Annotated in this window: 15 protein-coding genes; 10 read left to right on the top strand and 5 right to left on the bottom strand. The window is 65.2% G+C overall.

All coding sequences use genetic code 11. The features are described from left to right. Positions 1–7 precede the first annotated feature (7 nt). Positions 8–481 (bottom strand): NUDIX hydrolase, encoded by a 474-nt coding sequence (locus ACIBQ6_RS34480; RefSeq protein WP_397217014.1) that lies wholly within the window; start codon positions 479–481, stop codon positions 8–10. A 55-nt stretch (positions 482–536) separates the two neighbouring features. Beyond that, positions 537–803 carry a winged helix-turn-helix domain-containing protein gene (locus ACIBQ6_RS34475; protein WP_397217012.1) on the bottom strand — a complete coding sequence of 89 codons (267 nt, stop codon included), beginning with the start codon at positions 801–803 and terminating at the stop codon, positions 537–539. A 707-nt stretch (positions 804–1,510) separates the two neighbouring features. On the opposite strand from ACIBQ6_RS34475, the gene ACIBQ6_RS34470 reads away from it, so the two are divergent. Beyond that, complete coding sequence (locus ACIBQ6_RS34470; RefSeq protein WP_397217010.1) at positions 1,511–2,785, top strand: helix-turn-helix domain-containing protein; 1,275 nt, start codon at positions 1,511–1,513, stop codon at positions 2,783–2,785. A 186-nt stretch (positions 2,786–2,971) separates the two neighbouring features. Here the strand turns inward: ACIBQ6_RS34470 and ACIBQ6_RS34465 are convergent, their stop codons facing one another. Next, entirely contained in the window at positions 2,972–3,352 is a 381-nt protein-coding gene (locus tag ACIBQ6_RS34465; RefSeq protein WP_397217008.1) for a GntR family transcriptional regulator, read from the bottom strand. 146 nt (positions 3,353–3,498) lie between these two features. Between ACIBQ6_RS34465 and ACIBQ6_RS34460 the strand changes: the two genes are divergently transcribed. The 9 genes from ACIBQ6_RS34460 to ACIBQ6_RS34420 all read left to right on the top strand — a co-directional run bounded on the left by ACIBQ6_RS34460 (position 3,499) and on the right by ACIBQ6_RS34420 (position 9,571). Further along, positions 3,499–3,831: a hypothetical protein gene (locus ACIBQ6_RS34460; protein ID WP_397217006.1), complete on the top strand. Its 333-nt coding sequence runs from the start codon at positions 3,499–3,501 to the stop codon at positions 3,829–3,831. Positions 3,832–3,844: 13 nt separating this feature from the next. Continuing rightward, the gene (locus ACIBQ6_RS34455; protein WP_397217004.1) at positions 3,845–5,194 is read left to right on the top strand and encodes an FtsK/SpoIIIE domain-containing protein; all 1,350 of its coding nucleotides are present in this window, start codon (positions 3,845–3,847) and stop codon (positions 5,192–5,194) included. 4 nt (positions 5,195–5,198) lie between these two features. Further along, positions 5,199–5,891, top strand: a complete 693-nt coding sequence (locus ACIBQ6_RS34450) for a DUF2637 domain-containing protein (protein WP_364420064.1) — start codon at positions 5,199–5,201, stop codon at positions 5,889–5,891. A 13-nt stretch (positions 5,892–5,904) separates the two neighbouring features. After that, entirely contained in the window at positions 5,905–6,237 is a 333-nt protein-coding gene (locus ACIBQ6_RS34445; protein ID WP_397217002.1) for a hypothetical protein, read from the top strand. A gap of 9 nt (positions 6,238–6,246) precedes the next feature. Further along, positions 6,247–6,408 (top strand): hypothetical protein, encoded by a 162-nt coding sequence (locus ACIBQ6_RS34440; RefSeq protein WP_364420068.1) that lies wholly within the window; start codon positions 6,247–6,249, stop codon positions 6,406–6,408. Positions 6,409–6,410: 2 nt separating this feature from the next. Then, entirely contained in the window at positions 6,411–6,569 is a 159-nt protein-coding gene (locus tag ACIBQ6_RS34435; protein ID WP_364420070.1) for a hypothetical protein, read from the top strand. Positions 6,570–6,690: 121 nt separating this feature from the next. Continuing rightward, entirely contained in the window at positions 6,691–8,022 is a 1,332-nt protein-coding gene (locus ACIBQ6_RS34430) for a replication initiator (protein ID WP_397216999.1), read from the top strand. Then, positions 8,019–8,210 carry a helix-turn-helix domain-containing protein gene (locus ACIBQ6_RS34425; RefSeq protein ID WP_364420074.1) on the top strand — a complete coding sequence of 64 codons (192 nt, stop codon included), beginning with the start codon at positions 8,019–8,021 and terminating at the stop codon, positions 8,208–8,210. The genes ACIBQ6_RS34430 and ACIBQ6_RS34425 overlap by 4 nt, the downstream gene beginning before the upstream one ends. Continuing rightward, positions 8,207–9,571: a tyrosine-type recombinase/integrase gene (locus ACIBQ6_RS34420; protein ID WP_397216997.1), complete on the top strand. Its 1,365-nt coding sequence runs from the start codon at positions 8,207–8,209 to the stop codon at positions 9,569–9,571. Before ACIBQ6_RS34425 ends, ACIBQ6_RS34420 begins: the two co-directional genes overlap by 4 nt. Before the next feature lie 129 nt (positions 9,572–9,700). On the opposite strand, the gene ACIBQ6_RS34415 is transcribed toward ACIBQ6_RS34420, so the two are convergent. Then, complete coding sequence (locus ACIBQ6_RS34415; protein WP_397216995.1) at positions 9,701–10,516, bottom strand: carbohydrate kinase family protein; 816 nt, start codon at positions 10,514–10,516, stop codon at positions 9,701–9,703. Further along, positions 10,509–14,144, bottom strand: coding sequence for an ADP-ribosylglycohydrolase family protein (locus tag ACIBQ6_RS34410; protein ID WP_397216993.1), 3,636 nt, complete (start codon positions 14,142–14,144; stop codon positions 10,509–10,511). The genes ACIBQ6_RS34415 and ACIBQ6_RS34410 overlap by 8 nt, the downstream gene beginning before the upstream one ends. Positions 14,145–14,154: the final 10 nt, after the last annotated feature.

Below are 14,154 nucleotides of genomic sequence, written 5' to 3'. Positions count from 1 at the left end.
GGTTGCTTCAGCCGATGTGCGGACTGTTGCCTTGCAGGTAGTGGCTGATTCTCAGCCGCATGGAGCGGTGCATGCCGTAACTGTCGAGTTCGTTCCGCGGCACCCAGCGCACCTCTCGGGATTCTGAACTTGGAGTCGGCTGGCCGCTCACGGGCCGGGCCGTGAGGGCGAGAGAGAACTCCTGGCGGACCTCGTCGTTGCTGGTGTAGTGGATGACGTGGCGGGGGTCGCTGTAGGTGCCGACGAGGCCGGTGACCTCGCAGGTGATTCCGGTCTCTTCCAGCGTCTCTCTGATGGCCGCCTGCGGGATGGACTCGCCGAGGTCGATGGCCCCGCCGGGTAGGGCCCAGCTGTCGTTGTCCGAGCGGCGTATGAGCAGCAGCTCGCCGGCCTCGTTGGTTACCACGACGTTCACGGACGGGACGAGGCTGTTGGCAGCAGGCGCGCTCGGGTCGTTGTAGTAGTCGATCCGCTGGCTCACGTCCCCGGAGCCTACTCCGCCGGGGGCTGTCCTTGAGGCGCTTGACGTTCTTGCTCTATTCGGACTCGCTGTCGGTCTTTACGAAGCTGCCCAGGTTGGGGACGGTGTAGACCTTGCCGGCGCTTCTGAGGCGTTCCATGGCCTTGCGTATGGTGGGGCGGGCGACTCCGAACTCTTCCATGAGCTTGACTTCGGAGATCTTGAACTTGGATCCCCACTCTCCTGAGTCGATGCGCGCGATCAGAACTTCGAGGATCTGCTCCCAGCGGGAGCGGTCCTCGTCGAACTCCCAGGTGCGCGCGTGCTCGACATATCTGGCCACATTATGAGAGTAGGAGGGCGTTTCACGGCCCTTCACGTCGGATCGTGGAGCTCCATGGAGCTTCATGGAGTAGACAGGGGCTTACAGGCTTGCTAACTTGCAGGTATGGCGTTGGTGAGCGAGCGTCCAGAGCCCCTCCGGGTGGGGCCTTGCATGTGCGCTCCATCGACCGCCCGATGGGCGCGCACGGTGCGGCTGGAATCGCTGCTCGCTCACCAACGCCTGTTCGTCGGTCGCGGGCGCTGTTGGCGTCGGATGGGCGATCGCCCGCTACGAAGGACGGTGATCTTGTGGTGGAAATAGGCGACCTTCACGGCATGCACCCCGCCTCGCCTCGCACGGATGGGGTGTGGGTGGACTGGTCTCCGGTCCAACGGCGTCCGGATCGGGTGCGTGTCCATGCATACACCTGTCCATGCCTAAATCTGGTGTATGAGCAGTGCCGGGCCGGCGGGCAGGGATTCATACGACGGTACGACCGCTCCGTCATTCCAGGGGATGTCGCCGAGAGTCCGCGGATGAGGATCAGCGAGATCGAGATGTTGTGGCAGCAGCTCCTGACTGGGGAGGCAAGGTAGGGCGCGCCGGACTGGCCAATTGACGTACACGCATCGTCACAATCTGCGACTGCCGTGTAACTACCGTTTCCGCAGGTCGAAGGCTGGCCTGCGGTTTCGCATGCCCTCCGACTGGCAGTTTTTCTGCCAGTGACGCTGGTCACCCGGCTTATCGTCGAATCAAGCGACGGCGAGAGGGAGGGCTCGAACGTGGCAACAGAGTGTGTGACGCAGGGCCAGCGGATCGCGCGGGCTCGTCATCGTAAGGGATGGGACCAAGCCACCGTGGCCGAGAAGCTCGGCCGGTCCGTCTCCTGGTTGTCGAAGGTGGAGAACGGACGACTGCCGCTGGACCGCATGAGCGTGATCGGGCAACTAGCCGAGGTGCTCGGGGTAGAGGTCGCCGAACTCACGGGCCAGCCATACCGGCACGAGACGACGGAACTCGACTCCGGGCACGAAGCGGTTCCGGAGCTACGGCTCGCGCTCCAGCAAGCCTCGCTGCCCAGCGGGGTTCTGCCGCGGTCAGCCAGAGAACTGCGGCCGCTGCAGGAGCTTGAGGCGAACGTCCGCCTTGCCGAGCAGCTTCGCCAGGACGCAAAGTTCACGGCGCTGGGCGAGATCTTGCCTGGTCTCCTGACCGATCTCATCGCCATCACCAACGACTCGTCGAGCGATCGCGATCAGGCCGAAGCGTTGATGCTCCGTGCCTGTCACATGGCGCGGGTTTCGTCCAACCTGCTGGGACACCACGACCTGGGTTGGACCGCGGTGCAGCGTGAGCTCGTCGCCGCACAACGAGTTGGGGCGCCTGTTCTGGTCGCCGCCGCGAGTTGGGATCTGTGCGGCGTGTGGCTGCACGAGGCGCAGCTCGTCCCCGCCAAGGACGCGGCACTGTCGGCGCTCGATCAGATCGAGACGCATGTGGGCGGGGACGACAGGATCAAGGCTATGTGGGGCGCGCTGCATCTGCGGGCCGCCGTGGCGTACTCCCGACTGTGGGATCAGCGAGAGGCCGAGAGCCATCTTGAGGAGGCTCGCCGTGTCGCCCAGGTCCTGCCGCGGAACGGCAACGTCTTCCAGACGCAGTTCAACCAGGTGAACACGACTATTCACGCGGTTGAGGTCAGCATGGAGCTGGGCCGGCCGCGGGACGTCATCAGCCGGGCCGAGCATGTCGAGATCTCTCAGATCGCTTCGTCGGAACGCCAGGCTCATTACTGGACCTGCACCGCGGCGGGCTACCACATGAACAGAAAGGACAACGAAGCGGCAGACGCTCTGCTCCGTGCCGACCGGATCGCGCCTCAGCACGTCCGGAACCGTCCACTGGTCCGCAACATCGTGCGCGACCTGAGGGACAGCGGCAAGGTGCATCGTCAGCGCGAGATCCACAATCTCGCCAAGGTGATGCGGTTGCTCTGAGCAGGCAACGGAGGGCTATCCGCGCAATGGCTCCCCATCCGTCGGGTAACCCGGGGACGTCTCGGCGTCCTGCCTACACAATGGGGTGGTACGTGGGTCTCAGCGACATGGAACGACAGATCCTGCTCCGCGAGCTGGCGGAGATCACGGTCGGCCTGGCCGAACTTCAGCGGCGTACGAGCAGGATCACTTCTCGGTTGGATCAGGACGAGTCCGAGCGTCTAGCTCATCCAGCCTGACCGTCAGCTTCTGCATGTGCTGACGGATCTCGCTCAGCTGCTCGGAGATGATGCGGAACTCTTCGCTCCGCTCGCCAGGCGTGGGGTCGGCGGTCTCGTTGTCGGGTGTCCGGCTGACGAAGCTGCCGGCCCCCTGGCGCGTCTCGATGAGTCCTTCATCGCGGAGGACTGCCAGGGCGTTTCCGATCGTCATCATGGCAACGCCGTACCGGTCTGCCAGCTCGCGGGCCACGGGGAGGCGCTCGCCGACCGCGTACCTGCCTGATGCGATGTCCCGCCGGATGTCCTCGGCAATCCTCAGGTACGGCCGGCGCCGATCGGTTGCCATGACCCCAACTTTAGCGGTTCTAGATGCCTAGGTCTCTGGGCAACATGTAAGCAGTCTCGATCCAAGTTCGCTATCTTGGGTTTACAGAGCTAGATACCTAGGTATCTTTATATCTAGAACAACGCCTCTCAAGGAGATCAGCTCTCGTGCGTACCATCCCGATTCCCGTCGACACGTCCAAGCTCATCATCACCTGTGTGAAGGCGCCCAAGCCGCGCCTGCTCAACAAGGACACCGGCGAGATCAAGACCGACAAGAACGGCAACACCGTCTACGAAGTAACCGTCTCTGTGGAGGACGAGTACGGCCGGATCGAACTCGTCAAGATCGGCACGTCGGGGGAGCCCCCGATCACTGCCGGTCAGCAGATCAACCCCACCGGCATGGTCGGCTACGTATGGGAGATCGCAGGCCGGTGGGGCATCTCCTACCGCGCCGCCGCGCTCCTGCCGGTAGACACGGAGCCCCTTCGTGTCTGACACAACGCTTCTGGTGCTCGGAGTCCTGGCCGCGTCGGCGGCCGGGCTCTGGGCCTGGCGCCGCTGGCACTATCCGTCCTTCTGGCTCGTGGCCGCCTTCCCGCTGACCGCGATCAGCGTACGGGCGAGCTGGCGGAAGATCGCGCTCGGCTGCAACCTGACCAAAAAGCGGCAACGGTTCTGGTTCACCACCGTCCCGGGGCTGGTCGCTTCGACTGGTGTCGTCCGGGTCAGGCGCAAGTGGCAGCGCATCGCCGTGGACACCAAGCCGTTCATGTGGTTGCCCAAGCCCACGCGGTACGGCTGGCGCGTCACCCTGCACACCCTGGAAGGCCAGACTCCCGCCGACTACTCCGACGCCGCCGAACAGCTCGCCCACTCCTGGCGAGTGCATGCGGTCCGCGCCTCGTCCCCTCGTCCGGGACGGGTCGTCCTGTCCGCCACCGTGCGTGATCCACTTGTCCGGGTCGAGACCCTACCCACGTCGCCCGAGCTGCTCAAGGTGATCGTGGGCCGTCTTGAGACCGGTGGCCCGTGGATCATCGATTTCAGGACCGTCCCGCACTACATCAACGCCGGGGCGACTCAGTCCGGCAAGTCCAACCTCGCCAACGCCCTGGTCCAGGGGTTGGCTCCGCAACCGGTCGCCTTGGTGGGCTTCGACCTCAAGGGCGGAGTGGAGTTCACGCCGTACAGTCCGCGCCTGTCGGCTCTGGGCACCACGCGAGCCGAATGCGGCACCCTGCTCGACGACCTCGTCAACCTGATGGTCACCCGCATGGCGCAGTGTCGCGAGGCCGGAGCTCGCAACATCTGGCAGTTGGTGGACGAGCAACGGCCTGTGCCCATCGTTGTCCTGGTCGACGAGTTGGCCGAGCTGTACCTCATGGCCGACAAGAGCGAGAAGGACGAGATCGCGAAGACCTCGACCGCGCTGCTCAGGGTCGCGCAGCTCGGGCGGGCGTTCGGGATCTACCTGTTCTGCTGTGGTCAACGGATCGGCTCCGACCTAGGTCCTGGGGTCACCGCTCTTCGTGCTCAGTGCTCAGGGCGGATCTGCCACCGGGTCAACGATCCCGAGACCGCCACCATGACCCTTGGCGACCTCGACCCCGCTGCCCTCGCCTCGGCGCGGGCCATCCCCGCCGAGACGCTGGGCGTCGCGATCGTCGCTTCCCAGGACGGCCAGTGGTATCGGGCCCGCTCCTTCTACGTCAGTGAACAGGCCGCTGAACATGCCGCCACCAAATACGCCGACCGAACGCCGCCCTGGGAGAACGTCATCTCCGGTCATCCCTCGCCGATGACCGACGCCGACCTCGCCGAGCTCCTCGAGTCCATCCCGGACCCGCGAAAGGCTTGAACCGATGCGCTGCCTCGCCCGCTGGCTGCTCGACACCGGCCCTGTCCTCGTCCTGGCCTTCATCGCCGGAGCCGGGTCCTTCACCCACATCCGCGAGACCGCCATTGATCACGGACAGTCGGGCTGGATGGCCTGGGCGATCGCCGTCTGCGTCGACCTCACCTGTGTCATGGCCGCCCGTGAACGCCAGCGTGACAAGAAGGCCGGCCGTCAGCGACGCGGACTGGTCTCCTGGCCCGTCCTCGTCCTGTCTGGAGGCGTCGTCCTGTCCCTGGCGGCCAACCTCGAACAAGCCGACCCAACCGTCTGGGGGTGGATCACCGCGGCGACTCCGGCGGCGGCATTCCTCGTCGCGGTCTCGATGCTTGAACGCCGCACCTCCTGCCCCCGTCCTGATCCGTCCCCAGAAGCCTTCAAAGTGTGCCCGATCGACGTCCCGCCGCGTCCTCGCCCCGCCGAAACGCCGGCCGTACCAGCTGGTGATCGTCCAGCACTCGTCCCGCCCGAGGACGACCAGGACGACAGACCAGGACCGTCCCCAGCTCTGATCGACTACGCCCGCCGCGTGGCTGATGAACATCACGCGAGGCATGGCAAGCCCATCACCCGCGACGTTCTTCGCGCTCGCCTGGGCGTCTCCGACCAGCTTGCTTCCGATCTACTCCGCAACCTGCGAACCATCTCAGAAGTCACTTGAAAGGCAAATCGTCATGCAGAACGACAGAGACGCCCTTATCGCCGGACTCATCGCCATGGCGGGCTTCCTCAAGGCCAACTCCCAGATACCGATCTCCATGGCACCCGTCATCATCCGCGCCTTTCCCAGCAGCGGCCCTGACGACCAGATGTGCGCTGAGGTGGACCAGGTCGCCGCGCTGCTCGGTACGGAGATCGACCCCGACAACGTGCTCTATGGCCACTACATGACCTGCATCGACTTCGGGCCGGTCCGCTACGAGTTCATCGCCATCCTCGCCGCTGCCCGCATCCGCCACGCCGCCGTGCACAGCTACCGCGACTGCATCCAGACCGACAACACCTAGGAGAAACACATGCGCATCCGCCTCGAAGGCAACCGCGCCGAACTCACCCTCGGCATGATCGGCCTACGTCAGCACTTCACCGTCACGTCCATGTCGCGAGCCTTCCCTGACCGAAACCATCCGCGGCGCTACCGCCTCTATCTCACGATCACGCCGCGCAAGGGCTGCTGACGATGAACCCCGAAGAGCCTTGGGCCGGCTGGCCCGAAATTCTCGCCGCCGTTCCGTTCGCCCATGGCTGTTGCTGCACCTGCAATGGCTCCGGTCTCGATGGAGACCGCGCAACCTGCCGCGACTGCCACGGCATCGGCATCGACAACCACGGCGAATAGCCGAGATCCCCTCACCTGGCCACACAACCGCCAAGTTCCGCGCCAGGTGAGGGGCCATCCCACCCAGAGCACATCCGGATAGGACGGATCCATCTTGCACCACCCACACGCCATAGCCGGGATGATCTCCCGTCTCCATGACCCCGACTACGACCGCTGGGCGTGCCAGATCAAGCGCACCGGCGGCTGTCGTCAACCCATTCACCTGCGGGGCAAGGTCGAACACTACGACCAAGCAACCGGACACCTTCTGCATCGCTACAGCACCAGCACCGAGCCCAACGGCATCCTTCGCGTGCCGTGCAAGACCCGCCGCGCTTCCCGCTGCCCTGCCTGCGCGGAGGTCTACCGTGCCGACACCTACCAACTCGTTCGTGCCGGTCTCGTCGGTGGCAAGGGCGTACCAGAGACGGTCAGCTCGCATCCGTGCCTGTTCGTCACGCTCACCGCACCGTCCTTCGGAGTCGTTCATGCGCGGCGGGAGAAGAACGGCAAGGTCCTGCCCTGCCACCCTCGTCGCGACGCTCAGACCTGCCCGCACGGGCGGGCGATGTCGTGCACCGATCACCACAGCGCGGACGATCCCCAGCTAGGGGAGCCGCTGTGCCCTGAGTGCTACGACTACGATGGTTCGGTCCTGTTCAATGCCATCAGCCCGGAGCTGTGGCGCCGGTTCACCCTCGCCCTGCGTCGCCGCTTCGCCCGGCTCAACGGCCTGACCGTCAAGGCGCTGCGCGAGCACGCCGGCATCGCCTTCGCCAAGGTCGCCGAGTACCAGCGCCGCGGCGTCGTCCACTTTCACGCCGTCATCCGCCTCGACGGACCCGACGGTCCGAACTCGCCCCCACCACCATGGGCCACGACTGAGGCTCTGACCGATGCCGTCGACCACGCAGCCACGGCGGTGACCGCTCAGATCAAGACTCTGGAGCGGACCTTCCGATGGGGCACGCAACTCGACATCCGTCGCATCACCATGGACGGCGACCTCACCGAACAGGCCGTCGCCGGCTACGTCGCCAAGTACGCCACCAAGGCCGCCGAATGCACTGGCACTCTGGATCGGCGCATTCAACCCTTGGACAACCTCGACGCGCTGCCCATCCGTGATCACGCCCGACGTCTGATCGGCGCATGCATGCGCCTGGGCAGCCAGCCCAGCCTGGCCGAGCTCCGGCTCACTCACTGGGCTCACATGCTCGGTTTCCGCGGCCACTTCTCGACCAAGAGCCGCCGCTACTCCACCACCCTCGGCGAGCTCCGCGCCGCCCGCGAAGAGCACATGCGCACTGAAGATTTCTCCACTGGGCGCCTTCCCCTGTTCAAGGAGGACACCGTCCTTGTCGTCGCTCACTGGCAGTACGCCGGACAAGGGCTCTCCATAGGAGAACAGTTCCTCGCCGCGGCCCTCACCGGCGTCCGACTTCCAACGATCGGCGGTGATCCTCGATGAGCAGAAGCGACGAGCTGCTGACCGTTCCTCAGGTTCTCGCCGAACTCGGCGGAGTCTCCCGTCGCACCTTCTACCGCTGGCGTGAGCTCGGCCGCGCGCCGGTCTGCGTCCAGCTGCCCAACCTCGAACTCCGCGTGTGGCGGAGCGACCTCATCGCCTGGCTCAACTCTCGACGGGAGGCTGCGTGAACACCACCTACGACGTCAAGTTCAGCCAGATCCAGCAGCGCTCCAACCGCGGTACGCCGGTGTACGTCGCGCGCTGGAGGGTTGCCGGCAAGGAGAAGTCCAAGAGCTTTCGGACCAAGGGATTGGCCAACGCCTTCATATCCGATCTTCGGCAGGCGGCCAAGACGGGGGAGGAGTTCGACGTCGCCACGGGGCTGCCGGTGTCGATGCTGGCCCCGGAATCCCGCGGACCGACCTTTCTGGAATTCGCCCAGGAGTACGTTCTCCGCCGGTGGAGCACGTCCGCGGCGCGTACCCGAGAGACGGATGCTTACGCGCTCTTGTCGCTGATCCCTGCCTTGGTGGCGGACGTGCCGCGCCGTCCCTCTTATGGGGACCTGCGGGAGGTGCTCAGAGTTCATGCGCTGCTTCCGGAGAAGCGGCGAGTGACACTGACCTCGGCACAAGCCGCAGCGCTGAGCTGGCTGGAAAGGGCTTCTCTTCCGCTGACAGCCCTGGGAGAGGCTCACATCCTCCGTACGGCCCTCGCATCCATCTCGGTCACCTTCGCCGGTACACCCGCAGGCGCCAATACGGTGCGACGTAAGCGCGCCATACTGCACCACCTGCTGGAACACGCGGTGGAGCAGAAAGCCTTCAGCAGTAACCCGCTGGACGGGATCAAGTGGACTGTGCCCAAGGCTGTGACGGCCGTCGATCCTCGTACGGTGGTCAACCCGGTCCAAGCACGGCAGCTTCTCGACGCCGTTCCCAAGGTCGGGCGCAAACGCGGTCAGCGACTCAAGGCATTGTTCGCATGTATCTACTACGCCGCCCTCCGACCGGAAGAGGCAGCCGACCTACGGCTGAAGAACTGCACTCTGCCGGAGTCGGGCTGGGGTCTGATCGTCCTGGAGAAGGCGCGCCCCCAAGGGACGAAGCGCTGGACCAACTCGGGTGAAACCCACGAGCCACGCAGCCTGAAGCACCGTGCGGACAAGGAGACGCGGGAGATCCCCATTCCGCCCGTGCTGGTCGCCATGCTCCGCGAGCACGTCGCCGACTATGGCACTGCCGAGGACGGCAGGATCTTCGCAACAGGCACCGGCGGCACCTACTCCAGCTCCGCGCACTCCTATGTCTGGCAGGAAGCCCGCAAGCTTGCGCTCACTCCGGAACAGATCGCCTCGTCGCTAGCTGCTCGCCCGTATGACCTCCGCCACGCGGCGGTCTCGCTCTGGCTGAATGCCGGGGTCCCGGCCGTCGAAGTCGCCAAGCGCGCCGGACACAGTGTGGACGTCCTGCTCCGGGTCTATGCCAAGTGCATGGACGGCCAGCAAGAGCAAATCAACAACAAGATCAACGATGCCTTGAGCGATTAGTCGACGCCCATCCACTCTCGGCCCCGGATCTCTCCGGGGCCGTTTTTACATCGTGCTTCACGTTGATGTCGCTGGAGACCTCGGGCGCTCAACATCGGCCGGGGGAGCACGGGCGTTGCCAGGTGGGTCCTATGCCTTCGGGTCCCTGCTCCCCGGCCGGCGCGGCTGCGTTCTGGCGGGCATGGAGGATTTTGCTTGGACAGCGGCAGCCGCCCAGGCAAGCCCGAGCTGCACACCGTCGACGAGGGACTGTCCCTTGCCGATCTCCCAGAGCAGGCCGGCGGCGAAGGCATCCCCAGCCCCCGTCGCGTCGACCGCATCTGTCGGAAGGGCAGGGAAGTGATCGCTTCGGCCTTCCGCATGGACAGTGACGCCCTCGGCGCCTTCGGTCACGATGGCGGTCGTTCTTCCGGGAATGGTGGTGAAGTCATTCTTGGACCCGATCAGATACTTCATGGCGGGGATTGTCCCTGGTGGAACGCCGGTAACCAGTGCTCCAGCGGCGGCCATGGCTTGCGCGGCAGGAACGAAGGCGTCGTGCCAGGCGGCGAAGTAGACCACGTCACCTGGTGCCACCGCTGCGACTGGGATTGTGACGGTGTGCAGCAGGTCAGGATGGATGCCAATGATCGTGCGCTCACCATCGGGTTCGATGAGCAGAACCACAGAGGACGTACGGCCGGGTAGGACGTGAACGTAGTCAACGTCTACGCCGGCCGTGGCCAGCGCTTCGGTCATGTTCCGTCCTGCGGCGTCGGCACCCACGTAGCCGACCATGTGGACGCATCCGCCGGCATGGCTTAACGCGGTGGCGACATTCGCGCCGGTTCCACCCGGACGCTCGACGCTCTCTGTGGCTTGGACGAAGTTGCCAGTTGCAGGGATGTGCTCGACGTATAGGGCGAGGTCCCAGGCTATGGGGCCGATGATCCAGAAGTCAGGCATACGTCGCCTGTCGCATTGCCCGCAGTTCGCGCGCAATCGTGTACAAGGATGCGGGGAGAACGACTTGCGGAGCCCAGGGGATGTTCACGGTGTCTTGGCGGCAGCTCAGGATGCCTCCGACGATTGCAGCCACGGTGTCAGTGTCCCCGCCAAGGCTGACCGCATACCGCATGGCGTCGACCGGGTTCTGGTGACGGCTGAGCACGTGCAGGACCGCTCCCAAGGTGTCCATGACGTCCAGAGATACTCCGGTGGTGCTGAGAGCCCATCCTTCGGTGCGGCGAACGCCGAAGTGATCGAGTTCCTCGTTGGCGGTAGCGATCAGTTCTTCGGGGGCACATGTCTCAAGCGCCCATGAGCCCATCGCGGCCACCGCGCAGGCGGTGGCGATGGCCTTCACGTCGGCATGGGTGGTCTTGGTCATGCGGACGACCAGTTCGCGGCGGCGTTCGGTCGCGGTTGCGGGCAGGGCCCAACCGAGGGGAAGTACGCGCATCATGGCGCCATTGGTCGCGCCTCCATCGGCCGCGAGCGATCCGGTCGCCTCGAACCGAGCTACTGCTCGTCGAGTGGTTGGGCCGGCGCCGCGCATGGTGGGCAGTGCCCTGGCGAGGGCGGTCAAGAAGGTCTGTTCTGTGCCGCCGTTGTTGATCAGATCTTCCGCGAGCAGGATGAGTTGTTCGGTGTCGTCCGAGGTACTGCCAGTCGGCCACTGCTCGCGCGCGCTCAGCGTGTCTGTGAGCGCGATGTCCTGAGGAGGCTTTCCCTCCCACGGCACTCCGAGTGCGTCACCACAGCAAAAACCGATGAGCCCATTGTGGATCCGGTCCGCAGAGGGGACGGCCTGCTCAGGGAACAACCGGTTCAGGACACCGAATCCACCTTGGGCAATGGCATGCCGTCCACGGTCGGCAAAGCGAACCCGCTCCCGACCCCCCGCGAGCCGCGCGATCGAGAGGCACGCGGACGCCACGTCGTAGGGAGTGCCGTGGTGCTCGAACTCCGTCAGCGCCTTATGAGTCAGTCGCCATGCACCGGCGTGATCGCCGTTGGCCTGGCGTGCGTCGGCTTCACTGTGGATGACCTTCGCCGCCAGCAAGCCGTCGCCGAGATCCCGAGCGATGCGGCCGGCTTCGGACAAGGTGTGAACAGCCTCCTTCAGCAGACCGAGCCCGCATTGGGCCTTGCCAAGCCCGTGGAGAGACTGGGCGATCCCGCGGACGTCTTCAGACGCCTTGCGGATGGCGAGTGCCTTGTTCTGGCTGGTCAGCGCTATTTCCCATGCGCCGTTGGCCTCGGCAACGAGCGCGGCGTCCTGCAGCAGGCCGGCGTACAACGCCTGGTCCTGCACCTGGATGGAGCGGATAGCGACGTCCTGCAGGGCCTGGTTGATGAGCGCATGCGCACGGTCGATGTTCCCGGAGAAGTACTCGATTTCGCCCAGCAACTTCAGCCAGGGCGCCTGGTCGGTCGCGTTGGTCATGCCTTCGGTGGCGTGCTGACGCCCGTCGGCGAAGCGTCCTTGATACAGCTCGATCTCCGCCAGCCGGAACAGGAATCCTTCCCGGGCATCTCCTTCCGCGAGGTCCAACGCCGCCCGCGCCAGGCGCTCGGCGCGGTCGAAGTCGCCTCTGCAGAACGCCACCTCAGCGCGTACGAGTTCAGCATGTGCTGACTGTTGAGGGAGGCCGTTCAGCAGGTTCTCCGCTTGGCTCCAGCGACCCAGACCGAGGTACGCGCGGGCCACCCGATACAGGCAACGACCTCTGTCTTCGTCGCGGTCGATTCGTAGTTCGCCGAGCAGGCCCGCGAGAGCGCGGCACTGGTCGAAGCGGCCTGTGGCCAAACCGCGGTCCATGAGCGCCACCCAGGCAGCCACGCCTTGCGCTGGGTTCAGATGGTTCAAGTGGTAAGCAGCATCCAACTCGGCGGTGAATTCCTTGCGCCCGCCGTAGTGCTGCGCCAACAACTCGTGAGCTCTGCGCACCTCCGACGGGCGGACGTTCTGGAGCGATCGGCGCAGGATGTTGTGCATCGTGTACGCGCCGGAGCCACTGGCCGTACCGCCGCGCAGCGGAGCGATGAAGGAGAAGGCCGTCAGCCTGCTGAACGCGCTGCGGTCGCAGGGGAAGTCGAGCGCCTGGCCCAGATGACGAAAGGTCTCGGCTGTGAAGGCGCGGCACGCGCTGACCGCCAGGATGCCGTACTCGGCCTCGGCCGGCGTCCACTGCAGCAGCCGGTGCGCCAGATCGCGTTCCTTGTCCACCAAAGTTGTGAAGTCCCCGGGAGTCAGACGCGGTCCTGCGGCCAGTGCGACATCGGCGCACAGGCCCAGGAAGTAGGGGTGCACTTCGTCGGGCGCGGTGGAGGCATACTCCACCAGGGCCGCGCGCATGGACCGGTCGTCGATGCCCGCCAGGGTGAGGTACTGGCTCGCGTCGGCGTTCGTAAGATGCCCGACCAGCCGGAGGTCGATATAGCGCTCAGGGATCGGGAGGACGGGAGCGGCTGACCACGGAGGGCGAGTACGGCCTGCCACGATGGCGACTATCCCGGTTCCCAGATCGAGGTGGCCCAGGAGGCAACGCAGCCACTCGTCGCGCATCAGCTTGTCCGCGTGAATCAAGCTGTCAGCATCGCCGATGGCCTCGCCGAAGAACGCCTCGTGGGTGTCGAAGAGCAGCACGATCCGAGCATGCTCACCGGCAGCGTCGTTCAGATCTTTGGCGAACAGCCGGGGCAGCGCATGCAGGAGGTCCGGTTCGGGCACCAGTGTGAGGATCTGCTCGGCGTCCTCCTGTGGCACTCGGCGCTGCATCCGCCTGCGGGTGAACAATTTGTCCATCCGCGAGTTGACCAGCTGGAAGAGTTGCTGTCCCACCCGCAGAACGGGCAGCGTGAGCACGGCATCGGCGAGATCCATCGCGATGCTGATCTCGCCTCGGGGGAACAGCTCGGGCACCCGATGGGCGATGTCGAACCCGAGCTTGTGGAGATAGGTGATGGCGGCGAAGTCGAAGCGCGGGGTCGCGATCCCGTAGTGAGAGAGCTGGCGCTTGAGCATGAACAGTCCCGAGAACGCCTCTTGTGGGCGGTTCTCTCCCGCAGGTCGCGCTCCGAAGTCGATCCTGGCCATCGGCACCTGCTGGCCCTGTTCAGTCAGCTGCTCCAGCAGCTCGGCGTCAGAGGCGTTGCGGACGGTCTCCCACTGGTTCGTACGCAGGCAGCAACGCGTCTCCAGGTGCCGAAGCAGCAACGACTTGCCGTTGCCGCCCAAACCGTGCAGGTAGAGGATCCGCTCAGCGGGAGGGTCCTCGTTGATGAGCGAGACGACGTGCCGGGTCAGCTCGAAGCGGTTCGCGAACAGATCCAGTGATCGATCAGGCGCCACCACGGACCTGATTGGCCCCTCGTTGAAGATCGGCACTGTCAGCCCTGCATGGGCGTACATCGCATGTGGTTCTCCCAATGACGAGCTCGCGACGACTCGCGATGGTTGCCGGGTGTCGTAGATCGCGTTAAGCGCAGCCGTCGTCATCGGTTCTACACCGAGTTGTTGTTCGCTTCCACCTTGTAGGTCGAGGTGGTAAGGCAACCACAGAATGTTGTGCTGTTTGTCCGGAGCCATAGCGATCGTC

The sequence above is a fragment of the Nonomuraea sp. NPDC049655 genome, from assembly GCF_044465465.1.
Classification (GTDB): domain Bacteria; phylum Actinomycetota; class Actinomycetes; order Streptosporangiales; family Streptosporangiaceae; genus Nonomuraea.
Note: the sequence above shows the minus strand (reverse complement) of the source record. Positions and strands in the feature narration are given on the sequence as shown.

What these genes read in the sequence shown, in the direction of transcription:
- ACIBQ6_RS34465 (WP_397217008.1), bottom strand. Translation starts at nt 3,352, where the DNA reads ATGGCAACCGATCGGCGCCGGCCGTACCTGAGGATTGCCGAGGACATC.
- ACIBQ6_RS34450 (WP_364420064.1), top strand. Translation starts at nt 5,199, where the DNA reads ATGCGCTGCCTCGCCCGCTGGCTGCTCGACACCGGCCCTGTCCTCGTC.
- ACIBQ6_RS34445 (WP_397217002.1), top strand. Translation starts at nt 5,905, where the DNA reads ATGCAGAACGACAGAGACGCCCTTATCGCCGGACTCATCGCCATGGCG.
- ACIBQ6_RS34440 (WP_364420068.1), top strand. Translation starts at nt 6,247, where the DNA reads ATGCGCATCCGCCTCGAAGGCAACCGCGCCGAACTCACCCTCGGCATG.
- ACIBQ6_RS34435 (WP_364420070.1), top strand. Translation starts at nt 6,411, where the DNA reads ATGAACCCCGAAGAGCCTTGGGCCGGCTGGCCCGAAATTCTCGCCGCC.
- ACIBQ6_RS34430 (WP_397216999.1), top strand. Translation starts at nt 6,691, where the DNA reads ATGATCTCCCGTCTCCATGACCCCGACTACGACCGCTGGGCGTGCCAG.
- ACIBQ6_RS34425 (WP_364420074.1), top strand. Translation starts at nt 8,019, where the DNA reads ATGAGCAGAAGCGACGAGCTGCTGACCGTTCCTCAGGTTCTCGCCGAA.
- ACIBQ6_RS34415 (WP_397216995.1), bottom strand. Translation starts at nt 10,516, where the DNA reads ATGCCTGACTTCTGGATCATCGGCCCCATAGCCTGGGACCTCGCCCTA.
- ACIBQ6_RS34410 (WP_397216993.1), bottom strand. Translation starts at nt 14,144, where the DNA reads ATGGCTCCGGACAAACAGCACAACATTCTGTGGTTGCCTTACCACCTC.